Consider the following 22,974-nt stretch of genomic DNA (forward strand, 5'->3'; position numbering starts at 1 on the left):
GCGCGCCGGAATCATCCTGTTTTTATAGCAACAAACGACCTTTTTACGCTGGGTATTGGCGGTTTTTCCGCACAAAAGGTGAAAAACCGGCCCTACGGCAGTCCGGCCGCCGACTGCGGGCCGTCCGGGCTCAGCGGCTGCTCGGGAAGCTGAACACCGTCCCCTCGCGCACGCCGGCGCTGGGCCAGCGCTGGGTGATGGTCTTGCGTTTGGTGTAGAAGCGCACGGCGTCGGGGCCGTAGGCGTGCAGGTCGCCGAACAGGCTGCGTTTCCAGCCGCCGAACGAGTGGTACGCCACCGGCACCGGCAGCGGCACGTTCACGCCCACCATGCCGACCTGGATGTGGTCGGTGAAGAAGCGGGCAGCCTCGCCGTCGCGGGTGAAGATGCAGGTGCCGTTGCCGTATTCGTGGGCGTCGATCAGCGCCATCGCGTCCTGCAGGCTGGCCACCCGCACCACCCCAAGCACCGGGCCGAAGATTTCCTCGCGGTAGATCACCATGCCGGGTTTGACCTGGTCGAACAGGCAGGGGCCGAGGAAGTAGCCGTTTTCATGGCCGGGCACCGTCAGGCCGCGGCCGTCCACCACCAGCGTGGCGCCCTCGGCCACGCCCTGGTCCACATAGGATTTCACCTTCTCGAAATGCGGCTTCGTGACCAGCGGGCCCATGTCCATGCCGGGCGCGGTGCCGGGGCCGACCTTCATCTTCGCGATCTCGGCCTTCAGGCCGGCGATGACCGCGTCAGCGGTGGCATCGCCCACCGCCACCACCAGCGGAATGGCCATGCAGCGCTCACCACACGAACCATAGGCCGCGCCCATGAGCGCGCTGACCGCGTTGCCGATGTCGGCGTCGGGCATGACCACCGCGTGGTTCTTGGCGCCGCCCAGCGCCTGCACCCGTTTGCCGTGCGCGCAGCCCACCGAATAGATGGTTTCAGCGATCGGCGTGGAGCCGACAAAGCTGACGGCCTTGACACGCGGGTCGGTCAGCAGCACATCCACCGCTTCCTTGTCGCCGTGGACCACGTTCAGCACCCCGGGCGGCAGTCCGGCCTGCAGCGCCAGCTCGGCGATCAGCAGCGCGGACGACGGGTCACGCTCGGAGGGCTTGAGCACAAAGGTGTTGCCGCAGGCCACCGCCATGGGCCACATCCACAGCGGCACCATGGCCGGGAAGTTGAACGGCGTGATGCCGGCGGTGACGCCCAGCGCCTGCAGCTCGCTCCAGGAGTCGACGCCGGGGCCGACGTTGCGGCTGTGTTCGCCCTTGAGCAGCTCCGGGGCGTAGCTGGCGTATTCGACGTTTTCGATGCCGCGCTGCAGCTCACCCAGCGCGTCCGCCAGCACCTTGCCGTGTTCTTCGGTGATCAGCGCGCAGATGCGTTCAGCGTTCTGCTCCAGCAGCACCTTCAGCTGGCTCATCACCCGCGCGCGCTTGAGCGGCGGCGTGTTGCGCCAGGCCGGGAACGCGGCTTCGGCGCTGGCAATGGCGCGCTGCACCGTGGCGGTGTCGGCCAGCGACACCTCGTGGATGGCGGCGCCGGTGGCGGGGTTGTAGACCGGCTGGCTGCGGCTGCCGCCGGGCACCAGCTGGCCGTTGATGAGGTGGAGGATGGTGGTCATGAGGAATCAGAAAAATGTCAACGATCGGAATAGAAAGGGGGTGGCCGCGCCAAATCGTCAGCGTCAGTCCGGTGGCATCCAGTGCAGGGTGCTGGCGGCCAGTGGTTTTGCGCTGGCGGCCAGCCCGGCACGCACACCCTCGCGGTTGGCCGGCGGCTGGTTCTGGCTGAGCTTGAATTTGCCGCTGAGCTGCGTGACGCTGATTTCCAGCCCCACCACGGCACGCAACATCGCCGCCAGGTAGTCCGGTGGCGCGTCGGCCATGCGCCAGGGGCGGGGCTGGTCGGCTTCGTGATGGTCGGTCAGTGGTTCCAGCAGCGCACGCAGCCAGTCGGTATCGCCATCCACCACCCGCAAGCTGCCGCGGGCTTGCACCATCGCATAGTTCCAGGTGGGCACCGCCTTGCCGTGCTCGGCCTTGCCGGGGTACCAGTTGGGCGAGATGTAGGCGTCAGGCCCGTGGAACACGACCAGCACGTCGCGCTCGGCCGGGTGGACGCGCCACAGCGGATTGGCCCGCGCCACATGGGCGCGCAGGCGCACGGGCGCGCCCTCGGGGGTATCGAGCCAGAAGGGCGCCCGATCCGCCACCGGCTCACCGTCGGCGCCGCGCGTGATCAGCGTGCCCAACGGACAGGCACGGATCAACGCATGCTGACGGACGGGGTCGGCTTCGACGAAGTGGGCAGGCTGGTACTGGGACATCGGGCGGGCGTCAGACCGTGGCGTTCAAGGTTTCGCCCAGCGCGTCGAGCAGCCGGTCGATCTCCGCCTCGGTGCTGATGAAGGGCGGCGCCAGCTGGATGGTGTCGCCGCCGTAGCGCACGTAAAAGCCCTTGGCCAGCATGGCCATCGCGATCTCGTAGGGGCGCCGGGCCGGCTCGCCGGGCAGCGGTGCGATGGTGAAACCCGCCGCCAGGCCGTAGTTGCGGATGTCCAGCACGTGTTTCGCGCCCTTGAGGCCATGCACGGCGGCTTCGAAGCGGGGCGCCAGCGCACGCACGCGGCCGATGGCGTCTTCGCTGGCCAGCAGATCCAGCGCGGCAATGCCGGCGGCGCAGGCCACCGGATGGGCCGAGTAGGTGTAGCCGTGGGCAAATTCCAGCATGTAGTCCGGCCCGCCCGCGTCCATGAAGGTGTCGTAGATCTCCTGCTTCGCAATCACCGCGCCCAGCGGCTGGGCGCCGTTGGTCACCTGCTTGGCGATGTTCAGGATGTCGGGCGTGACACCGAAGGCCTCGGCGCCGGTCCAGGCGCCGGCGCGGCCGAAGCCGGTGATGACCTCGTCAAAAATCAGCAGGATGTTGTTCTGGGTGCAGATCTCGCGCAGGCGCTGCAGGTAGCCCAGCGGCGGAATCACCACCCCGGCCGAGCCGGAGAACGGCTCGACGATGACGGCGGCGATGTTTGACGCATCGTGCAGCGTGATCAGGTCCAGCAGGCGGTCGGCCAGCGCGGCGCCGGGGTAGGCGCCCTGAGCCTCGGCCGGCGGCTGGCCGCGGAAGAAGCTGCCTGCCGGCGGCTGGGTGTGGGGCAGGTGATCGGCTTCGACCCCCTGGCCGAAGGTCTTGCGGTTGCCGACGATGCCGCCCACCGAGATGCCGCCGAAGTTCACGCCGTGGTAGCCCTTTTCGCGGCCAATCAGGCGCGTCTTGCTGGCCTGGCCCTTGGTGCGCCAGTAGGCACGCGCCATCTTCAGCGCGGTGTCGGCCGACTCGGAGCCCGAGCCGGTGAAGAACACCCGGTTCAGCCCGGCGGGCATGCGTTCAACGATGCGGTTGGCCAGCTCGAACGACAGCGGGTGGCCGAACTGGAAGGCGGGCGAGTAGTCCAGCTGCGCCGCCTGGCGGCCCACCGCCTCGGCGATTTCGCGCCGGCCGTGGCCCAGGCCGGTGCACCACAGGCCCGAGAGGCCGTCGAACAGGCGACGGCCGTCGGCGTCGGTGTAGTAGGCGCCCTGGGCGCCCGTCATCAGGCGCGGCGCGGCCTTGAAGTTGCGGTTGCCGGTGAACGGCATCCAGTGCGCGGCCAGCCAGTCGGCATCGGTGCGGATGGCGCCGGCCTGCAGGCGCTGGGAATCGGTCAGGTCCATGGTGGAAGCCTTTCAGGAAAACAAACCGCCGGCGATCCGCTCGACGCGGCTCGAAAGCGCAGGGAATCGGGATTGTCAGCAGACTTGTTACTGGCACGAAGTGCGATTTATCCATGTAAAGTTGATAAACAATGCAAGTAAAAAATCGCGCCGTGCTGGGCCAGATCAGCGATATGGACATCCGCCTGCTGCGCGTGTTTCGTGCCGTGGTGGAGTGTGGCGGTATGGCCGCGGCAGAACTGGAGCTCAATATCGCCACCAGCACCATCAGCCGCCACATCAAGGACCTGGAAACCCGGCTGGGCCTGATCCTGTGCCGGCGCGGCAGAGGCGGCTTTGCGCTGACGCCCGAGGGCGAGCGTATCCACGCCGAAACGCTGCGCCTGCTGGCCGCCACCGACGGCTTTCGCGCCAGCGTGGACGACATCCACCGGCGCATGGGCGGTGAGCTGCATGTGGCGGTGTTCGACAAGACCGCCAGCAACCCGTCCGCCCGGATCGCGCAGGCGGTGGCCCGCTTCCACGACGCGGCGCCGGAAGTCCAGCTCAATTTGCATGTTGCCACCCTCAACGCCATCGAACGCGGCGTCATGGACGGGCAGTTCCAGCTGGGCATCATCCCCGAGCACCGGCGCTCCGACAGCCTGGTCTATGACGAGCTTTTTGACGAAACCATGCTGCTGTACTGCGGCGCAGCCCACCCGCTGTTCAGCGCCGAGCGCCGAAGCCTGGGCTGGGCCGACCTGCAGGACCTGGCCTTTGCCGGCCTGGGCTACCACTCCCCAAATATGGAACTGACCCACCGCCAGCGCCTGCGCCGCGCAGCCACCGGATTCGACCAGGAGTCGGTGGCCACACTGATTCTGAGCGGGCGTTTTGTCGGCTTCCTGCCCGACCACTATGCCGACGCCTTCGTCCGTACCGGCCAGATACGGCCGCTGCAGCCCGATCTGCTGCGTTATCACTGCGGCTTTTCGGCCATCACCCGCCGTGCACCGGCCCCGGCGCGGGTGACGCAGTTGCTGCGCGAATGTCTGACCGCTGCCCACAGCGATGAACCGCCGCGCGATCGCGCATGACTGGCTTTTTTGCGTGGCAACAGGCAGACTCGCCGCACCGCCTCCGACCTTGCACAACACCATGGCCCGGGAAACCGAACTCAAGCTGCTGCTGGCCCCAAGCGATCTGCCCGGACTGCTAGGGCATCCGCTGCTGGCAGCGGAAAAACCCGTTCGCCAGCGGCTGGTGAACACCTACTACGACACATCCGACCACCAGTTGCGCAAGAACCGCATGGCGGTTCGGGAGCGGCGCGCCGGCAGGCGTTTGCTGTTGACGGTAAAGACGGCGGGAACGACGGTAGGAGGCCTGTCCCGTCGGGGCGAATGGGAGGCGCCGACGCGGGCCGGGGAATTCGACTTTGCTGCCCTGGTCGATGACACCGAGCTGGCCGCCTGGCTCGCGCAGCGGCGAGCCGATCTGCGGCCCGTATTTCGCACCGACTTCCAACGCCATGCCTGGACTGTGCGCCACGGCGGCGCCACCGTCGAAATCGCACTGGACGAGGGTGAAATCTGCACCGGAACCGCCGGCCGGCCTGTGGCACACCCCTTGCTGGAACTGGAGCTCGAACTGCTCGATGGGCCGCCCGACGCATTGCACCAGACAGCCCGGGCCTTGCTGAGTGCGGCGCCCCTGTTCCCCTGCGCAACCAGCAAGGCCGAGCGGGCCTATGCGCTGGCCCAGAGTCCCGACCAGACAGCGACACCCGCCGGCGCAGTCGCCGCGCACGGTGACACGCCGGTGGCCGCTTTTGTCAGCGTGGCCCAGCCGTCGCTGGCCGCGCTGCAAAGCAACCTGCATGCACTGCATGCCGGTGTCCAGGACCCGGAACTGGTGCATCAGGCCCGGGTGGCACTGCGGCGGCTGCGGGCAGCCCTGCGCGTGTTCGCGCCGGCGCTGGACCCGGCATGGGTGCAGCACTGGACGGCCCAGTGGCGCACACTCGGCGCCTGGCTGGGACCGGTGCGGGATGCCGATGTCCAGGCGCTGGAGGTCTGGCCGCTGCTGGCGGAGTCCGGCGCCACCTGGCCCGCCCGCCTGGTGCGGGCCGATGCCGCCGCACGCCGCCTGTTGTTGCGCCGCCTCGCGGAACCCACTTCAGTTGCCGGCCCGTTGCTGGCATTCGGGCAGGCTTTGGGTGAACTGCCCGACAGCCGGCTGCCGGCGTCGGAGCGGCGGCTGCGCCGCTTCGCCCGCGAGCGCCTTGAGGGCCGGCGCCAGCGGCTGGTGCGCAGCCTGGCGGCGGTTCGCCCGCATGACGCGCCAAGCTTGCACGCGTTGCGTATCGAGGTCAAAAAGGCCCGTTACGCCCTCGACATGCTCGGTGCCCTGGTGAGTCCGCGCCGGGCCCGAGCGCTCGCCCGCTGGATGCCGGTGCTGGTGCGGGCGCAATCGGTGCTGGGCCACTTCAACGACCTGTGCCTGGCCCGCGAACGCCTCGCGCCCGCCGCCGGCTCGGGACTGGACCGGGTGTTGGCGCGGCACGAAGACCGCGTCCACCGCCGCATGGGCCGCATGCTGCGGCAATTGCGCGAGGCACTGGGTGAGGCCCTCTGACGCGCACACCGCCGAAGGCACAGTAAGCTTGCACTCATGACGGATTCCCTGACCCAGGCGCGCGCCTGTTTTCTCGACGGCCTCGCCGCGTTCGAGAGCGGCAGGCTGCCGGAGGCCGCACGCCACTTCGAGGCCGCGCTCGAACTGGCACCCGGCCGGCCTTCGGTGATGCTGAATCTGGGGATCACCCGCATGCGCCTGGGCCAGCCCAGGCAGGCCATGAACCTGCTGGAACAGGTCACGGCACTGGAGCCCGAGGACCCAGCCGCCTGGTTCCACCGGGCTGGCGCCCATGCCCAGCTGGGTCAGCTTGAGGCCTCGGTCGCGGCCTGGGACCGGCTTCTGGAACTGGACCCCCGGGCCGTCGACGCCTGGGTCCATCGCGGCAGCGCACTGCGCGAACTGGGCCGGCTGGATGCGGCCGCCGACAGTTTTCGCCGCGCCCGCGCCTTGGGTGGTGATGCCACACTGCTGGACTATTACCTGGCCGGCAGCGGCGCCACAGCCGATGGCGTTCCGCAGGCCGCCCCGCGCGACTACGTGGCCCAGCTGTTCAACGAGTACGCCGATGAATTTGGTGCCCACCTGGTACAGGCCTTGCGCTACGAGGCACCCGAACGCCTGGTGACCGCCTTGCCCGCGCCGGCAGCCGGGCACTGGAAGGCGGTGCTCGACCTGGGTTGCGGCACCGGACTGGTCGGCGCCCTGCTGCGTCCGTCCGCGAAGCACCTGGTGGGACTGGATCTGGCGGAGGGCATGGTGCGCCGTGCGCAAGCCAGCGGCCACTACGACGTGGTGGAACACGCCGACCTGGTGCCCTGGCTGGACGCGACCGGGCAACGCTTTGACCTGGTCATGGCGGCCGATGTTTTCATCTACGTCGGCGCGCTGGAGCCGGTGTTCGCAGGCGTGCGGCGTGTGTTGGTCCCCGGCGGTGTGCTGGCGTTCAGTGTCGAGACGCCGGACCCATCGGAAGCCGGCGGCCTGGTGTTGCGCCCCAGCCTGCGGTACGCCCACGCCGAGGCCTATGTGCGCGATCTGGCCGCCCGCCACGGCCTGCGGGTGCTGTCGGCGCAACGCGGCCCCCTGCGCGAAGACCAGAAACGTCCGGTGGCCGGGCAGTACTGGGTGCTGCAAGCTCCCTCGACCTGAGCCGGCTGCGCGGCCCGCCGGCGCGGGAAGGCCGCCTCAGCGGGTCACGATCGGGAAAGTGCCCGGCGCCTTGTCGATCAGGGTGAAAAAACGCACCAGATCGATCTTGCTGCCCGTCACCTTGAGGTCATCGCTCAAGAGGGTGTCCTTGGCTCCGGCCACCCCGGCGATCATCTTGACCAGGATGGGACGGGTAAGCGACAGCGTCGCGTTGGCGTCTGCGGCCTGCGCGTCGCGCTTGAAATGCAGCACCGCGTTCTCGATCCACAGCAGGTATTTTTCCTGGGTGTCGGTGAGCACCAGGTTGATCTTCAGGTCTTTGCCCACGGCGTCCGGACCGTTGAGGCCGCCGGCCATGGCCTCCAGGAAACGCTCGGTCGGCACCTGGCCCAGCATGTCCAGCATGGTGGCCTTGGAGATGCCTTTGGTCGGGGGGCCTTCGCGCAGCTCCATGGCTCCGGTGAGGTAGGCATTGCGCCAGGTGGAGGCTTCACTCATGTAACCCATCTGGTCGTAGGTCCGGGCCAGCAGTTCCTTGGCGGCCTTGTGGCTGCTGTCGGCCATGACGACATGGTTGAGCAGTTCAGCCGCCCAGCGGTAGTCGCCCTTGTCGAAGGCCGCCTGGGAGGCGGCGACCGCCTTGTCGGCACCGATGAGTGCCATGTAGCGTTTGCCCGCCTCGCTGGGTGGCAGCGGGTCGAGATTGGCCGGGTTGCCGTCGTAGAAGCCAAGGTAGAACTGGACCACCGCCTTGACGTTGTGGCGCAGGTCGCCGTAGTAACCGCGCGAATGCAGATGCTTCGCGATCGATTCGGGCAGCGTGATCCGGTCGGCGATTTCGCGCGCATTGAGCCCTTGGTTCATCAGGCGCACGGTCTGGTCATGGGTGTATTTGTACAGGTCGCGCTGCACGGTGACGAATTCCCGGATGCGCTGCTTGCCCCACATCGGGTGGTGGTGCTGGGCAATGAAGATTTCGGTGTCACCCAGATCGTCGAGTGTCTGCTGCAGGTACCGGGACCACAGCAACGCATCGCGCACCTTGGCACCCCGGATCGGAAGCAGGTTGTGCATGGTGCGGCTGAGGTTCTCGGCGCCGTTGTAGAGCTTCTTGTCGGGCAGCGTGAAGGTCATTTCCGCCGGACACTCGGCCCCGGGCTGGTTGTGAAAGACGAAATGGACGCCGTCGATGTCCATCGGCTGGCGCGATTTCACGATGATCCAGTTGGGCGGCAGGATGCCCAGCGAACCATAAACCACATCCTTGCCCAGCCCGGTGTCTACATTGCCCTTGGCGTTGCGCGGCAGGTTCTTGCCGAACTGGTACATCGAGCGGCGACCCATGGCCGCCCCGACCATGATGTTTTCGCTGGTCGCCTCTTCCATGAAACCGTAGGACGCCACCACCGGCACCTTGCGGGCCTGCACCTCTTCGGCCGTAATCACACCCAGGATGCCGCCGAAATGGTCGGCATGGGCATGGGTGAGGATCACACCGGTCACCGGCTTGTTGCCCAGATGCTTGCGGGCAAACTCCAGGGCGAACGACGACGATTCCTTGGCCGTGAGGGGATCGACCAGGATCAGGCCGGTCTTGCCTTCAATGATGGTGAGGTTGGCGATGTCGAATCCGCGCAGCTGGTAGACGCCGTCGGTGACCTTGTACAGCCCCACCTGCGCGTTGAGCTGGGCATGGCGCCACAGGCTGGGGTTGACGGTGGGCGGCGCGGCGCCATCCAGGAAGGCGTAGGCGTCAAAGTCTTTCAGCACCGTGCCGTCAGCCGCCTTGATCTGACCCGTGGGCCTGGCGATGAAGCCGCGCTTGGCCTCTTCCATGTCCAGGCCGTCCGCCAGGTTGAGGCTTTTCGCCATGGCGGCATTGGCCTGCACCACCGTGGGGCTGGCGTCGGACGCCGTGCCGCCGACGCCGGCGCTGCCGCCACCGCGGGAGCAGCCGCCCAGGCCCACCGCGAGCGCCGCTGCCAGGCCGCAAAGCGCAAACACATCGCGTGCGCGGCGCAAATCACTGGAAATTGTCATGGTGTCTCCTTTTCGGGTTGTCAGGGGATCAGGCGTCGGAACGCAGCAGGTCAGCCAGCTTTTCGCCGATCATGATGGTGGGCGCATTGGTGTTGCCGCCGATCAGGGTGGGCATGATGGACGCGTCGGCGACCCGCAGGCCGTCGATGCCGCGCACGCGCAGCTGTGCGTCCACCACCGCCATCGGGTCGCTGTCGGGCCCCATCTTGCAGGTGCCCACCGGGTGGTACTGGGTGTCGGCGCGGTTGCGAATGTCCTGCGCCATGGCGGCCGCGTCGTCGGCGCGCACCGGGTACAGCATCGGGCCGCGGATGGGGTCGAACGGTTTCGATTCCAGGATGCGCTGCTGCATCTGGCCGCCTTTGACGAGCACCGGCAGGTCGCGTTCGTCGGACAGGAATTTCGGGTCGATCAGTGGCGCGTCGTGCGGGTCGGGGCTGGCCAGGCGGACCGTGCCCCGGCTGTGCGGGCGCAGCAGGTCGACGTGGCAGGAGATGCCGTGGCCCAGGTGCAGCTTGCGCGCGTGGTCGTCGACAATGCCCAGCACAAAAACGAGCTGCAAGTCCGGCACCGCCACGTCGGGCGCGGAACGGAAGAAAGCCCCGCAGGTGGCGATGGAACTGGTGACCATCCCGGTGCGCTGCTTCTTCCATTCCAGCATCGCGCCGGTGAGCCGGGCCGAACCGCGCAGCGACACGCCAAAGGTGTCGGTGTGGCTGGGCACGCGCCAGGTCTGCACATAGTCGATATGGTCCTGCAGGTTCTTGCCCACGCCCGGGAGGTCGTGCATCACCGGCACACCCGCCTTCTGCAAGTCGGCGGCCGCGCCGATGCCCGAGAGCTGCAGCAACTGCGGCGACCCGAAGGCGCCCGCCGACAGGATCACCTCGCGCCGCGCCTGCACCGTCTGCAAAGCCCCGCCCTGGTGGTAGGCCACGCCGGTGGCGCGCCGGCCCTCCAGCGTCACTTTGGCCGACACAGCGTGGGTGATCACCTGGAGGTTGGGCCGCGACAGGTTGGGCGTGAGGAAGGCCTTGGCCGCGCTGCAACGCTCGCCGTTCTTGTGCGTGACCTGGTACTGGAAGGCGCCGGCCTGCTCCGCGCCGTTGTAGTCCGGGTTCAAGGGCAGGCCGTTGACAGCGGCCGCTTGCAGGAACAGGTCGTTCACCGGGCTCTGGTGCGCCTGGTAGGTCACGTTCAGCGGGCCGCCCTGGCCATGGAAGCCGTCGGCGAACTGCTCGTTGTGCTCGGAGCGCTTGAACAGCGGCAGCACGTCGTCATAACTCCAGCCGGGGTTGCCGAGCGCCGCCCAATGGTCGTAGTCCCAGCGGTTGCCGCGCACGTACAGCATCGCGTTGATCGAGCTGGAGCCGCCCAGTGTCTTGCCGCGCGGCTGGTAGCCCTTGCGGCCGTTGAGGCCGGGCTGCGGGACGGTCTCGTAAGCGTAGTTGTTGATCCTGGTGGGCACCATGGCCACGACGCCGGCGGGCGCATGGATCAGCACGCTCTTGTCGGGGCCGCCGGCTTCGAGCAGACAGACCGTCACGTTCGGGTCTTCGCTCAGCCGCGCGGCCAGCACGCAGCCGGCCGAGCCGGCGCCGACGATGACGTAATCGAATGTCTGGGGGGTCATGGAGTCTCCTGAATCACCCGACCTTCTGTGAGGGCGGTTGCCGGATGATCGAACCGGACGTAGTATTTGTCCAATGCATTCGAAGCATTGACTTAATGAACTTCACTCATTTATGGAACTGCGGCAATTGCGCCATCTCATTGCTTTGGTTGAACACGGCAGCTTCAGCCGGGCTGCCGAAGCGGTCCACCTGACCCAGCCAGCGCTATCGCGCAGCATCCAGGCGCTGGAGGCCAGCGTCGGTGCCGCGGTGGTGGAACGAAACCGGGGTGCCATCGTGCCGACCGACGTAGGGCAACTGTTGTTGTCCCACGGCCGCCGACTGGATACAGCCACCCGCGACCTGGAACGCGACATCGCGCTGGCGCAAGGGCTGGAGCTGGGCGAACTGCGTATCGGGGTCGGGCCATATGGCGGCTCGGCCCTGGCCGGGGCGCCCATCGGTCAGCTCAACCGGGCGCATCCGGGCTTGCGGGTCAAGGCGATCATGGCGCCCTGGCAAGAGCTGGCCGACCGCGCCCGGGCGCGCGACGTCGATCTGATTGTGCTCGAGGTCAGCCAGGTGCAGCAGATGGAGGACTTTGCCGTCCTGCCAATGAGCGAACATCGACTGATGGTCGTTTGCCGGCCGGAGCATCCGCTCACCCGGCGGTTGGCTCCGGCGGTCGACGACGTCTTCCGGTATCCGCTGGTCGGCCCGAGCCTCACGGCCGCACAGAGGGACATGATCCGGTCGCTGCGACCGAATGCGTCGCCGGAGGAACGGGGTGGCCGAAGCGCGTTGGCGGTCGAATGTGACCTCTCCGGCATGCTCAAGGACGTGCTGCGCCACAGCGATGCGGTGTCGATGATGCCCGGCTTCATGGTCGCCCGGGAACTGGCCTCGAACCACCTGTTCTTGCTGCGCGACCTTGATCTGGGTCTGCGGGTGCGTTTTGCCTGCGCCTGGCTGAAGTCACGCACCGTTTCGCCGGTAGCCGCGCGCTTTCTGGCCCTGCAATCGGCCTACGACCAGGAAATCGCGGCATGCCCCCCGGATCGGCCTGCCCGCCCCGGCGCGACCGGACCAAGCGGGCGGCCCTGACCACCGCCTGCGTCGTGCCCCAAGGTCCCCGCGGGCGGGTTTTCAATAAGAACCGCCGATACCCAGCACAAAAAGGTCGCTTTTAGCTACTATATTTATAGTACGTGACGCTCACGCCCGTGCGCTGGGGCGCTCGGCCACGCGGTCACGCCAGGCCTGCAGCGCCGCAAAGCCTTGGTCGGCCGGTCTGAACTTCATCAGTCGGGCGAATTCGATGGCGCAGAACGCCGTGATGTCGGCCACCGTGAATCGCTCACCGGCGATCCACGGCTGCTGCTGCAGCACCTGGTCGAACCAGGCCGCGACGTCCTGCAGTTTGGCCGCCTGCGCGCGGCCGTAATCCGGAAACTGGGGCTGCTCCAGCGGCGCCAGGCCCGGGTGGGTGTGGCGAATGCAGTGGGCGATCGGGCCGAGCAGGTAGAACTCGACACGCCGGTCGGCCATTTCGATGAAGGCCCGCTCATCGCTGTCCACCCCCATCAGGTTGGGATGCGGGTAGCGACCTTCCAGCCAGGTGCAGATGGCGCGGGTCTCGGTGAGCACGCGGCCGTCGTCCAGTTCCAGCGCGGGCACCTTGGCCAGCGGACTCTTGGCTCGAAAGGCCTCGGCCCGATGTTCCTGGGCGTTGAGGTCGACTTCGACGATCTCGATGCCGGTGATGCCTTTTTCGACCAGGAACATCAAGACACGGCGCGGGCTGGGCGCACGGGCGGAACTGTAGAGCTTCATCGAAATCCTTTGAGCTTATTGAGCGGCAGGTGAAAGCGCGAGCCCGCCGGCCGCGGCACCGGCGACCCGCGCCGCCTCCAGCAGGTCGCGGGTGCGACGCGCCTCGCGCTGCGCCGCGTCGGCAAAGTCGTCGCCGGACGAGGCATACAGGATCGCACGCGAGGAGTTGACGATGATCGGCCCGTTGGCGCGCCAGCCGGCCTTCACCGTGGCAATGGCGTCACCGCCCTGGGCGCCGACACCCGGAATCAGCAGCGGCAGCGTGGGCGCCAGCGTGCGCACGCGCTCGATCTCCGCCGGGTAGGTGGCACCCACCACCAGCCCCAGCTGGCCATTGAGGTTCCACGGGCCCTGCGCCAGGCGGGCCACGTGTTCATACAGCAGCGGCTGGCCGTCGACGGACGCCAGCCTCTGGGCCTGCAGGTCATCACCGCCGGGGTTGGAGGTGCGACACAGCAGGAAGGCCCCTTTGCCCGCGTATTTGAGGTAGGGCGCCACCGAGTCGAAACCCATGAAGGGCGACAGCGTCACCGCGTCGGCGCCGTAGCGCTCGAACGCCTCGATGGCGTACTGCTCGGCGGTGGAGCCGATGTCGCCGCGTTTGGCGTCCAGGATGATGGGCACCTGCGGCGCGACCCGCCGCATGTGCTCCATCAGGCGTTCGAGCTGGCCTTCGGCACGATGGGCGGCAAAGTAGGCGATCTGCGGCTTGAAGGCGATCACCAGCTCGGCCGTGGCGTCAACGATGGCGGCGCAGAAGTCGTAGATTTTGTTGGAGTCGCCTCGCAGGCGGTGGGGGAACTTGCGTGGTTCGGGGTCCAGGCCCACGCAGAGCATGGAGGCATTGCGCGCGGCGGCCGCGCCCAGTTGGTCGAGAAAGGTCATGGCGCGATTCTAAGAACCCGGGCCGCCGCCGCGCCGGCGTGTGCGCCGCTACCATCGGCACCATGCCCACCCTCACCCGCCAGCAGCTGGTTCTGCTTGTCACCCTCACCCTGGTGTGGGGCATCAACTGGCCGGTGATGAAATTGGGGGTCACCGGCTACCCGCCGCTGACCTTTCGCACGCTGTGCATGTGGCTGGGCCTGCCTCTGCTGGCGGGTGTACTCGTGGTCATGAAAGTGCCATTCACGATGGCCCGCGCCCACTGGCCGGAACTGCTGAAGCTGACCTTCTTCAACATGATCTGCTGGCACGCGCTGGCCATTGTCGCGGTCCAGTCCCTGTCCAGCGGACGGGCAGCCATTCTGGGCTACACCATGCCGATTTTTTCGGCGGTGCTGGGTGCCTGGCTCTGGGGTGACCGCCTGGCGCCACGCGGCTGGGCCGGAGTGGCCGCTGCGGCGCTGGGGGTTGCGTTGCTGCTGTGGCATGAACTGACCCAGCTGGCCGGGCGCCCGGTCGGGGTACTGATGATGCTGACGGCTGCGGCGACCTGGGCCATGGGCACCCGCATGCTGCGCCGCACCAGCCTGCCGGCGCCGACACTGGCCATTTCCTTCTGGATGACGGCGGTGACCACCGTGGTCATGACGGTTCTGGCTTTTGCGCTGGAGCGGGCCGAGTGGCGCTGGCCCGCTCCGGCGGGTTGGGGTGCGGTCCTCTATAACGCGGTGGGCGTCTTTGTCTTTGCCCAGGCCGCCTGGTTCAGCCTCGCCCGGGGCCTGCCACCGGTCGCGTCGACCCTCAGCGTGATGCTGATCCCGGTCGTTGGCGTATTCAGCGGCGCACTGGGTCTGGGAGAAATCCTGCACTGGCAGGACTGGGCGGCGGTCGGGCTGATGGTGCTGGCCATCGCCTCGGTCCTGTGGCCGGCGCGCAAAACCCGTCCCTCGTGAAGACGGCGCCGTTCACGGCCGTGACGGTGCGACCGGCCGTCCGCCAGGGGCGGGCAACGCCACCGGCGCAGGTGGCGGTTCAACCCCCACCAGGCGCCAGCTCAACCGCTGGCGCTGGAAACGCAAGACCATCAGGTCGTCGCCGGTCGCCGACACCAGCGTCGCTTTGGCCAGGGAGAAACTGATCCACTCCACCGCAACGCGTTGTGCCACAGGGCGGTCCGGGCTCAACCGGGGGCCGATCTGCCCGCTGGCCAGCGCCTCCAGACCTTCGGGCGCGATCAGCGTTCGCACCAGCGACTGGGTCATGGCACCCGCGACAACAAACTGTTTGAGCAGTTCCTTGTCCTTGGTCCTGTCGTCGGTCATGGCGCCGCCCATTTGCTGCAACACCATCCGGCCCAGACTATGGCCCAGGGCTTCTTCGTCGACCAGGCGGGCCAATGCCGCCGCGTCACGCCGGGCGCCTGCGTCACGGATGGCGCCCACGGTTTCGGCCGGCCCCCGTACCAGCCCGACGCCCAGCAACACCAGGCAGACCAGCAGCAGGGCCAGGCCATAGCGCGCCCATGGGTCGCGCAACGCCGACGATGCCGGCGGCTCGGAGGCTTCGTTGGTGCGGCTCACCCGGGCATCACCTCACGGAGAAACGCTTCCATGGCCGACGCCAGGGCAATCGGGGTTTCGTCCATCGGGTAGTGGCCGGCGTTGGCCATCACCTGCAGTCGGGCGTTGGGGTAGTGCTGCAGCCAGGTGGCCTTGCAGGTGTCGGCGCCCAGGGCCGGATCGTGCTCGCCGGCCACCACCAGCACGGGCACCGGGTGGCCCTGGATGCGCTCGGCGAACGGGGTTTTTGCCCAGGCGGTGAGGTAGGCGCCGAAGGCTTCCACGTCCGAATGGGCCAGCGACTGCGCCACCATGTGGTCCAGCCAGACGCCGGTGAGGCGGTTGCCGGTGGTCAGGTCCAGGATGGCGCGGCGGGTGCCGGCGTCCTGCGCGGCGGCGGAAAAGAAGGCCCAGCCGGCGTCGTCGAACGGCACGCCGCTGGCGGGCACCGGCGTCAGGCCCACCAGCGCCTGCACCCGCGCGGGCGCGTCGGCCAGCACCCTCTGGATGGCGGCCCCGCCCATCGAATGCCCCACCAGCGCAAAACGCTCCCAGCCCAGCTGGTCGGCCAGCGCCAGCGCGTCGTAGGCGATCTGCTCGATGGTGTAGGGCCCGCCGCTGCCCTTGCGGTGGCCGTAGCCGCGCTGGTCCATGAAGGCGTAGCTGAAGGCCTGCTGGTCCAGGTGCTGCACCAGCGGCCCCCAGCCGCGCGCGTGGCCGAACCAGCCGTGCAGGCAGATGACCTTGCGCGGGCCGGCGCCGATGACCTGGGCGTCGTGTCGCATGTTCATGGGGTGGTTCTCCTTTTTTTTGCCGAGGGCTGCGGCGAAATCATGACACGCTGCGGGCTGCCTGGCCAGCCATTCAGCCGCCGGACGCCTCGCGCAGCGTCTTGAGCGCCAGACGCAGATCGGCCCAGGCCTTGGCCTTGTCGGGCAGATTGCGCAGCAAGTAGGCGGGGTGGTAGGTGACCACCACCGGGATGCCTTCATAGCGATGCACCTGCCCCCGCAGCCGCCCGATCGGTTCGGTCGAGTCGAGCAGGAACTGCACCGCAAAACGCCCCATGGCGAGAATCAGACGCGGCTGCACCAGGGCAATCTGCCGGCGCAGGTAAGGTGCGCAGTGGGCCATTTCATCGGGCTGCGGGTTGCGGTTGCCGGGTGGGCGGCACTTGAGCACGTTGGCAATGTAGACCCCCGCCGGCGAAAGGGGCGGCGCGACGCCACCCGCCGACGGTGCGTCGGCCGGGCCGGCGGTCCGCGACAAACCCACGGCGCGCAGCATGTTGTCGAGCAGTTGCCCGGCCGGGCCGACGAACGGCTCGCCGCGCAGGTCTTCCTGTTCCCCTGGCGCTTCACCGATGACCATCCAATCGGCCTGCCGGTCGCCGACACCGAACACGGTTTGCCTGCGTCGCTCGCACAGGCCACAGGCACGGCACGCGGCGACGGCCGTCTCCAGCTCCGGCCAGTCCAGACCATTCACCACACCAACGTCGGGCCCCATCGGGGCTGCTGGCGCCGGCGGGGCGTCCGCCGGCGCAGAAATCAGGCCTTTTCTGCCAATACCCAGCGCAACAGGGTCTTTTTCAGCTATTCTTTTAATAGTTTCCGGCGAGTTCGGTCCTGCCTCGGCAATCGTCGCCGGCGCCTCCTGCGGCGGGGACGTTTGCGCAGGCCACCAGATCCGCACGCCCATCTCGGCCAGCATGGCGCGCTGGCGATCGTCCAGTCCGACCGTCATGGCATCGACTCCCCGGCGGCGATGTGCAGGCTCATGACAACCGCATCTTCGCGGCGCCCCCCGCCGGCCGGGTAGTAATCGCGCCGGAGACCCAGGCGCCGGTAGCCCAGCGATTCGTACAAGGCCTGCGCCCGCAGGTTGCCGACCCGCACCTCCAGCCAGATCCAGCCAGCGCCTTGTTCGCGCGCCCAACGGGCCAGCGCATCATGCAACAGCCTCGCCCAGCCTTTACCCTGATAGGCGGTCGCGACTGCAAGATTGAGCAGATGCACCTCGTCGACGCCTTTCATGGCGACAAAGTAACCGGCCAATTCGTCATTCAGGATCAGGCACCGGGCTTCGTAGCCGCAAGCCAGGGCATCGACGAAATTTCCCAGAGTCCAAGGATGGCTGTAAACCGACTGTTCCATGCGCAAGACAGCGTCCAGGTTCGCCGCGTCCATGGGTTCCAGCACACCCCCGGTGACGGGCGGCGGAGCGGCCTGGACCAATGCGGTCTCGGGCCCGTTCATTTGGTGGTGGCTCCAGCAGCTTCGCGCTCGGCGGTGGTCCGGGCCACCTTGTCGCGAACATAGTGTGGCAGCGCCCGATCGGGAGGGACCGAATCGGTCGCCAGCAGCGCGGGCGCCAGTCGCAGCAGCGCACGGGCATCGGGCCGCAGTTCCAGTTCCGCCGGGGCGCAGGGCAGTCGGGCACCATACACCGCCGCCGCGTTGCCGGCCATCAGCCATTCGCCATCGCAAGGAGGAACAACATTTTCCGGGCTTGTCAATGTAAGCTTGCGCTCACATTTCCATTGTCCGCCGTCAAACGTCCACACGGCGCTGTAGACCTCGTCCATGCGGGCGTCCAGCGTCACCAGGACGCGGCGCGCGCCGGTCCGCGCCCGGGCCGCCTCGGCAAGACCCAACAAAGTGTCGACCGGCAGCAGATTCAGGCCGGCCCCGAAGGCCAGTCCCTGCGCGACGGCGCAGGCGGTGCGCAAACCGGTAAAGGAGCCCGGGCCAGCGCCAAAGGCAATGGCCTGCAGGTCCTGCAGGCGCTGGCCACTGCGCTCCAGAAGATCGAGCACCGCCGGGATCAGGATCCGCGAGGCCTCGGGCCCTCCAGCCGCCTGATGAACCCAGCCCTCGGCCGGGCAGTCCGCGCCGCCGGACAAGGCGACGGACAGGCTGTCGGTGCTGGTTTCAAGGGCAAGAATGGGCATGGCAGTAGCAACTCGGAAACCGCATTGTCGCGAAAACGGCCGTCCGCGCGGTGGCGACCGCGCAACGCGCTTGCTGCACGCGCGGCCACGCAGCGGTCAACGCCCGCTTGCGCCCCTGCGCCACCCTCCCACGCCAGCCACAATGCCCAAAGTCACCAGCCCAAGGCCCAGCAAGAGGTTCCAGTGCAGCGGCTCGTCCAGCAACCAGACCGCACCCAGTGCCGACAGGGCCGGCACCAGCGCAGTGATCATGGTGGAACGGACCGGTCCGTAGTGACGAATCATCTGGGTGAACGTCATGCCGGCGACCACCACCGACCCCACGCCCTGAAACGCGGCCTGAAAAATCCACTCCCTTGCCGGGACCTCGCCCAGCCCGCTGTTCACCAACCCGGTTGCCACGGCGACCAGGTAGGCCGGCACATAGGCCAGAAAGGCAAATACGGTGATTGCGACGGTCGCACGGACGGGATCCAGCGCAAACTTCCGCGCCAGAACGCTGTAGGTCGCCCAGCAGCAAGCGGCGGTCATGAACAGCAGATCGCCGCGCCAGACCTGCCCGCCGTCAAACGCCTGCAGCAGACTGACCCCACCCACCATCAGATCCCCAAAGACAATCAGGGCCAGCCCGGTCAGGCGGGCCGGACTCAGGTGTTCGCGCAACACCACTGCGGCCAGCAAGGCCGTCCACAATGGCAGGCTTCCGGGCATCAGCACGGCCGCATGGGTCGCGGGAGCATAGAAGAACCCCGCGTAAGCAAGCAAGGCATACAGCAAGCCGCCAAAGAAGCCGACCAGCACCGTGGTACGGGCCGGCAACGGCGACAGGCCGCCGAACGACGCGGTGGCCGGTTTGCGCCGGGCCAGCCACCACCCCAGAGGCAGCAGGACCAGTGAGGCGCCGACGATCCGCGCCAGCGCCATATCAAGGGCGGTCAGGTCGTGTTGGGCGGACTGGCGCGCGATGACGATAAAAGACGACCAGATCAGGACCGTGACCACCGCGGCCACCGGTCCGACCACGCGGGCAGGCACATGCATGCGGCCATTATCCCGGGGTGCCAATGGCGGGCCGGTCACCTGCACGACCCGGGTGGGCGACAATGGGCCATGCGTCACCCTGTTCGATCTCGCCGCCGTCCCGGAATGCTGCTCCCTTGGGTCGGCAGTCTGATGGTGCTGGCTGCAACAGGCGCCGCAGCAGCGTTGCCGCCGGAGTTGCAGCAGTCGTTGGCCCGCGCGGGGGTTCCGCCTGGCGCGGTGAGTGTGCTGGTTCGCGAATTGCCCACCGCAGCGGGCGCGAGCCCGCGTGGCCGCGACCGGATTCGACACCGTGCGGAGGTGGCCATGAACCCGGCGTCACTGATGAAGCTGGTCACCACCTACGCCGCGTTGGACATGCTGGGGCCGGATTTCACCTGGTCCAACCGGGTCTGGGTCGACGGACCTGTCGTAGACGGCGTGTTGCGGGGAAACCTGATCCTGCAAGGCAGTGGCGACCCCAAACTGGTGCTGGAGCGGCTCGACGCCCTGCTACGGCAAATCCAGGCTGCAGGAATTCTGGCAATACAAGGCGACATCGTGTTGGACGCGAGCGTCTTCGCGTTGCCACCACACAACCCGGCCCGGTTCGATGATGAACCACTGCGCCCCTACAACACGGCGCCCGACGGGCTGCTGGTGAATTTCAAGTCCTTGATTTTTCGCTTTACGCCGACACCGGACGGCGCATTGGCCACCGTGGCACACGAACCGCCAATTGCCGGCGTTACGATTCCAGCAAACGTCCGGCTGGCGTCGGGACCTTGTGGGGACTGGCGCGGCCAGCTGCAGGCCGACTTCTCGGATCCGCGCGAGGTACGCTTCGGCGGCAGCTATCCGGCAACGTGCGGCGAGCGCAGCTGGCCTGTGGCCTGGGTCGAACCCCAGACCTACGCGTCCCGGGTGGTCCACGCCATGTGGAGCGCCATCGGCGGCCAGTTGTACGGACGGGTCCGCGAGGGGGCAACTCCTCCCTCGGCGCGTTTGCTGCTGAGCCAGCCGTCACTGCCCCTGTCGGAGATCGTGGCCGACGTGAACAAGTTTTCCAACAACGTCATGGCGCAGCAAGTGTTCCTGACCTTGTCGGCCCAGACCGGCGGGCGCGGCAGTTTCGATGGCTCGCGCCAGCGGCTGCGCGACTGGTGGCGCCAGCGGTTTGCCCCGGACGGCGAACCTCACATCGAAAACGGCTCTGGCCTGTCGCGGCTGGAACGCTCCAGCGCCGCGTCTTTGGGTGCGTTGCTGGAACGAGCCGCGGCTGGCCCCCACGGCGCGGTCTTCGAGGCTTCGTTGCCGCTCGCCGGCGTCGATGGCACCATGGCCCGTTTGCGCGACCGACAGCCCGAAGCCCTCGCCATCGGCAACGCCCGAATCAAGACCGGCAGTTTGCGCGATGTTGCTGCCGTTGCCGGGTTCGCCACCGGCCAGAGCGGCACCCGCTACAGCGTGGTGGCGATCATCAATCACCCGCAGGCGGCAGCCGCGCGCCCGACACTCGACCGATTGCTCGACTGGGTCATCCGCGACCGCTGAGCCCACCTGCCCGCCGGGCGTACGGGATCGTTCCTCGGTGTTTACCCCGTTGAAGACGGGCCGCAGTCTCACTAGGATAAGCATGGAAAAGTGAACGATCGTTCGAAAACAATCCCTTTTTGGTGGAAAGGCTTCTCATGAAATTCCTGAAGTACTCATTAGCCGCGCTGAGCACGGCGGTTTTCCTGGCCGCCTGCGGCGGCGGCGGTGCAGACACCACGCCGGCCGTCAAGGTCGGCAACGTCAAAGTCATGGGCGACAGCCTGCAGGACATTGGCACGTTTGGCGGCGTCAAAGCCACCGTACAAGGGGCGGATTCGCTGTTGTACGTAGAACGTGTGGCCCAGACCTACGGCATCAGTGGTCAATGCAATTTCTATGTCTTCACCGGAACGACGTTCGCCGCCAACTCCAAGGCGGGTTGCGTGAACTACGCCATCGGTGGTGGCGTCATCAACGGCAAAAGCTCCAACCTTACTGCCGCCGACCCGCGCACCATCTCCGTCCAGCTGCAGACCGCGGTCGCGGCTGGCAATCATTCGGCCTCCGATCTGTTGATCATCGATGGCGGTGGAAACGACGCGGCGGCGCTCGTCACGGCCTATCTGGGCGCAGCGTCGGGTGCCGCTGGTGTTGCCAACTATGCAGCCTTGCTCTCAAGCGTGCTGGATGGCGCCACGGTCAACAGCAATCTGGCGTCTGGCCCGGCGGGCTTCGTCAATGCCGGCGGACTCTACATGACGGCCCTGGCCGACACCTTCCATACCCAGATCAAGTCGCTGGCGCTGGACAAGGGGGCGACCCGTGTGGCGGTGATCAACGTACCGGGGATCACCAAAACCCCCCGTTTCCAGGCGGTTCTCAACGGCATTGCGGCCGCAAACGGTGGCGGCACCGCAGGCGCGGCGGCACGTGCCCAGGCGGAGGCGGTGTTCGATGGCTGGGTGAAGGCGTTCAACGCTCGCCTGGCGTCCAAGTTCGCGGGCAACAGCAACGTGACCGTGGTTGACCTGTACACGGAGTTCAACAACCAGGTGGCCAATCCTGCCCAGTTCGGGCTGACCAATGTGAAAGATACGGCCTGTCCGGCGGTCGGCACCGGCGGCGACGGTCTTCCGACCTACTCGTTCCCGACCTGCACCGCAACCGCCCTGTCCGCCGCCACGCCGCCGGCCGGCGCTACGGGAGGTGCCAACTGGTGGAAGACCTATGCCTTCTCTGATGGCTTCCATCCCTCGCCCTACGGTCACCAGTTGGTGGCGCAGCTGATTTCCCGCTCGCTGGCCCAGGCGGGCTGGCTCTGAAGCCGATACGGAGAAACGAAACCATGAAAACTCTACAGAAACTGACCCTGTTGGCACTGGCCACGCTGGGCGCCGCAGCGGTGCATGCGCAGTCCGCAGGAACCCTGATGGGCCGTATCGGCGCCACCAACATTTCGCCCTCGGTGACCAGCGGCGACCTGAGCGCGCCTGCTTTCGCCGGCACCAAAGGCGACGTCGGTTCGGCCAGCCAGATCAGCGGCGGCGTCACGTACATGATGACCGACAACATCGCGGTAGACCTGCCGCTGGCATTGCCGTTCAAGCACAACATTGTCGGCGCGGGTGCGATCGGCGGAGTCGGCAAGCTGGCAGAAACCAAGGCCCTTCCGGTGACGTTGCTGGTGCAGTATCGTTTCGGTGACGCCAAGGCGGACATTCGCCCCTACCTGGGCGCCGGGCCCACCTACGCGCGATTCTTCAAGACCCGCACCACTGCTGCCCTGTCGGCGCTGACCGGCGGTACGCCCGCCACGCCCACAACGATGAGCATCGAATCCAAGCTGGTGCCCACCATCCAGGCCGGCGTCTCCTTTGCGCTGAAGGACGGCTGGTTCATTGACGCCATGGTCGCCAAGACCTTCCTGGAAACCCGCTCAACCTTGTCGACCGGTCAGACGCTGGACATGAAGCTGAACCCGACCTCGTTCAGCATCGGCGTCGGACGCCGGTTCTGACACCCACCAGGCAGTGCCTGAAAAAAAG

General features: G+C 67.4%; 21 protein-coding genes. 8 read left to right on the forward strand and 13 right to left on the reverse strand.

Annotated elements, in window-relative coordinates; translation table 11 throughout:
* Nucleotides 1-130 precede the first annotated feature (130 nt).
* The 3 genes from AC2EBU_RS15205 to aptA form a co-directional block, all read right to left on the reverse strand.
* Nucleotides 131-1,627 carry a CoA-acylating methylmalonate-semialdehyde dehydrogenase gene (locus tag AC2EBU_RS15205; RefSeq protein WP_484611291.1) on the reverse strand — a complete coding sequence of 499 codons (1,497 nt, stop codon included), beginning with the start codon at nt 1,625-1,627 and terminating at the stop codon, nt 131-133.
* 63 nt (nt 1,628-1,690) lie between these two features.
* Nucleotides 1,691-2,332 carry an FMN-binding negative transcriptional regulator gene (locus AC2EBU_RS15210; RefSeq protein WP_484611292.1) on the reverse strand — a complete coding sequence of 214 codons (642 nt, stop codon included), beginning with the start codon at nt 2,330-2,332 and terminating at the stop codon, nt 1,691-1,693.
* 10 nt (nt 2,333-2,342) lie between these two features.
* The gene (gene aptA / locus AC2EBU_RS15215; RefSeq protein ID WP_484611293.1) at nt 2,343-3,719 is read right to left on the reverse strand and encodes an omega-aminotransferase AptA; all 1,377 of its coding nucleotides are present in this window, start codon (nt 3,717-3,719) and stop codon (nt 2,343-2,345) included.
* Between the two features lie 131 nt (nt 3,720-3,850).
* Here aptA and AC2EBU_RS15220 point away from each other — a divergent pair, with 131 nt between their 5' ends.
* The 3 genes from AC2EBU_RS15220 (at nt 3,851) to AC2EBU_RS15230 (ending at nt 7,490) form a co-directional block, all read left to right on the forward strand.
* On the forward strand, nt 3,851-4,798 hold the full coding sequence (locus tag AC2EBU_RS15220) for a LysR family transcriptional regulator (protein WP_484611294.1): 948 nt from the start codon (nt 3,851-3,853) through the stop codon (nt 4,796-4,798).
* A gap of 61 nt (nt 4,799-4,859) precedes the next feature.
* Nucleotides 4,860-6,338 carry a CYTH and CHAD domain-containing protein gene (locus tag AC2EBU_RS15225; protein ID WP_484611295.1) on the forward strand — a complete coding sequence of 493 codons (1,479 nt, stop codon included), beginning with the start codon at nt 4,860-4,862 and terminating at the stop codon, nt 6,336-6,338.
* Nucleotides 6,339-6,374: 36 nt separating this feature from the next.
* Nucleotides 6,375-7,490 (forward strand): tetratricopeptide repeat protein, encoded by a 1,116-nt coding sequence (locus tag AC2EBU_RS15230; RefSeq protein ID WP_484611296.1) that lies wholly within the window; start codon nt 6,375-6,377, stop codon nt 7,488-7,490.
* 36 nt (nt 7,491-7,526) lie between these two features.
* Here the strand turns inward: AC2EBU_RS15230 and AC2EBU_RS15235 are convergent, their stop codons facing one another.
* Together AC2EBU_RS15235 and AC2EBU_RS15240 are read right to left on the reverse strand one after the other, a co-directional pair.
* Nucleotides 7,527-9,530 (reverse strand): alkyl/aryl-sulfatase, encoded by a 2,004-nt coding sequence (locus AC2EBU_RS15235; protein ID WP_484611297.1) that lies wholly within the window; start codon nt 9,528-9,530, stop codon nt 7,527-7,529.
* A 28-nt stretch (nt 9,531-9,558) separates the two neighbouring features.
* On the reverse strand, nt 9,559-11,163 hold the full coding sequence (locus tag AC2EBU_RS15240) for a GMC family oxidoreductase (protein WP_484611298.1): 1,605 nt from the start codon (nt 11,161-11,163) through the stop codon (nt 9,559-9,561).
* 127 nt (nt 11,164-11,290) lie between these two features.
* On the opposite strand from AC2EBU_RS15240, the gene AC2EBU_RS15245 reads away from it, so the two are divergent.
* Nucleotides 11,291-12,247 carry a LysR family transcriptional regulator gene (locus AC2EBU_RS15245; protein WP_484611299.1) on the forward strand — a complete coding sequence of 319 codons (957 nt, stop codon included), beginning with the start codon at nt 11,291-11,293 and terminating at the stop codon, nt 12,245-12,247.
* 111 nt (nt 12,248-12,358) lie between these two features.
* Here AC2EBU_RS15245 and AC2EBU_RS15250 read toward each other — a convergent pair whose 3' ends face one another.
* Together AC2EBU_RS15250 and pyrF are read right to left on the reverse strand one after the other, a co-directional pair.
* Nucleotides 12,359-12,976: a glutathione S-transferase family protein gene (locus tag AC2EBU_RS15250; protein ID WP_484611300.1), complete on the reverse strand. Its 618-nt coding sequence runs from the start codon at nt 12,974-12,976 to the stop codon at nt 12,359-12,361.
* Nucleotides 12,977-12,991: 15 nt separating this feature from the next.
* A complete protein-coding gene (pyrF, locus tag AC2EBU_RS15255; protein WP_484611301.1) occupies nt 12,992-13,861 on the reverse strand; it encodes an orotidine-5'-phosphate decarboxylase in 870 nt (289 codons plus the stop codon).
* A 62-nt stretch (nt 13,862-13,923) separates the two neighbouring features.
* Between pyrF and AC2EBU_RS15260 the strand changes: the two genes are divergently transcribed.
* Entirely contained in the window at nt 13,924-14,814 is an 891-nt protein-coding gene (locus AC2EBU_RS15260; protein WP_484611302.1) for a DMT family transporter, read from the forward strand.
* A 12-nt stretch (nt 14,815-14,826) separates the two neighbouring features.
* On the opposite strand, the gene AC2EBU_RS15265 is transcribed toward AC2EBU_RS15260, so the two are convergent.
* The 6 genes from AC2EBU_RS15265 to AC2EBU_RS15290 form a co-directional block, all read right to left on the reverse strand.
* On the reverse strand, nt 14,827-15,441 hold the full coding sequence (locus AC2EBU_RS15265; protein WP_484611303.1) for a DUF2939 domain-containing protein: 615 nt from the start codon (nt 15,439-15,441) through the stop codon (nt 14,827-14,829).
* Nucleotides 15,438-16,211 carry an alpha/beta fold hydrolase gene (locus tag AC2EBU_RS15270; RefSeq protein WP_484611304.1) on the reverse strand — a complete coding sequence of 258 codons (774 nt, stop codon included), beginning with the start codon at nt 16,209-16,211 and terminating at the stop codon, nt 15,438-15,440. Before AC2EBU_RS15270 ends, AC2EBU_RS15265 begins: the two co-directional genes overlap by 4 nt.
* Before the next feature lie 73 nt (nt 16,212-16,284).
* On the reverse strand, nt 16,285-17,166 hold the full coding sequence (locus AC2EBU_RS15275; protein WP_484611305.1) for a uracil-DNA glycosylase: 882 nt from the start codon (nt 17,164-17,166) through the stop codon (nt 16,285-16,287).
* Entirely contained in the window at nt 17,163-17,678 is a 516-nt protein-coding gene (gene rimI, locus AC2EBU_RS15280; RefSeq protein ID WP_484611306.1) for a ribosomal protein S18-alanine N-acetyltransferase, read from the reverse strand. The genes AC2EBU_RS15275 and rimI overlap by 4 nt, the downstream gene beginning before the upstream one ends.
* Entirely contained in the window at nt 17,675-18,373 is a 699-nt protein-coding gene (tsaB, locus tag AC2EBU_RS15285; protein WP_484611307.1) for a tRNA (adenosine(37)-N6)-threonylcarbamoyltransferase complex dimerization subunit type 1 TsaB, read from the reverse strand. The genes rimI and tsaB overlap by 4 nt, the downstream gene beginning before the upstream one ends.
* A gap of 96 nt (nt 18,374-18,469) precedes the next feature.
* A complete protein-coding gene (locus AC2EBU_RS15290) occupies nt 18,470-19,414 on the reverse strand; it encodes a DMT family transporter (protein ID WP_484611308.1) in 945 nt (314 codons plus the stop codon).
* A 105-nt stretch (nt 19,415-19,519) separates the two neighbouring features.
* Between AC2EBU_RS15290 and dacB the strand changes: the two genes are divergently transcribed.
* The 3 genes from dacB (at nt 19,520) to AC2EBU_RS15305 (ending at nt 22,946) form a co-directional block, all read left to right on the forward strand.
* On the forward strand, nt 19,520-20,947 hold the full coding sequence (gene dacB / locus AC2EBU_RS15295; RefSeq protein WP_484611309.1) for a D-alanyl-D-alanine carboxypeptidase/D-alanyl-D-alanine endopeptidase: 1,428 nt from the start codon (nt 19,520-19,522) through the stop codon (nt 20,945-20,947).
* Nucleotides 20,948-21,084: 137 nt separating this feature from the next.
* Entirely contained in the window at nt 21,085-22,251 is a 1,167-nt protein-coding gene (locus AC2EBU_RS15300) for an SGNH/GDSL hydrolase family protein (protein WP_484611310.1), read from the forward strand.
* Between the two features lie 23 nt (nt 22,252-22,274).
* Nucleotides 22,275-22,946, forward strand: a complete 672-nt coding sequence (locus tag AC2EBU_RS15305; protein WP_484611311.1) for an OmpW/AlkL family protein — start codon at nt 22,275-22,277, stop codon at nt 22,944-22,946.
* Nucleotides 22,947-22,974: the final 28 nt, after the last annotated feature.

The sequence above is a fragment of the Curvibacter sp. T50 genome (genome assembly GCF_057219955.1).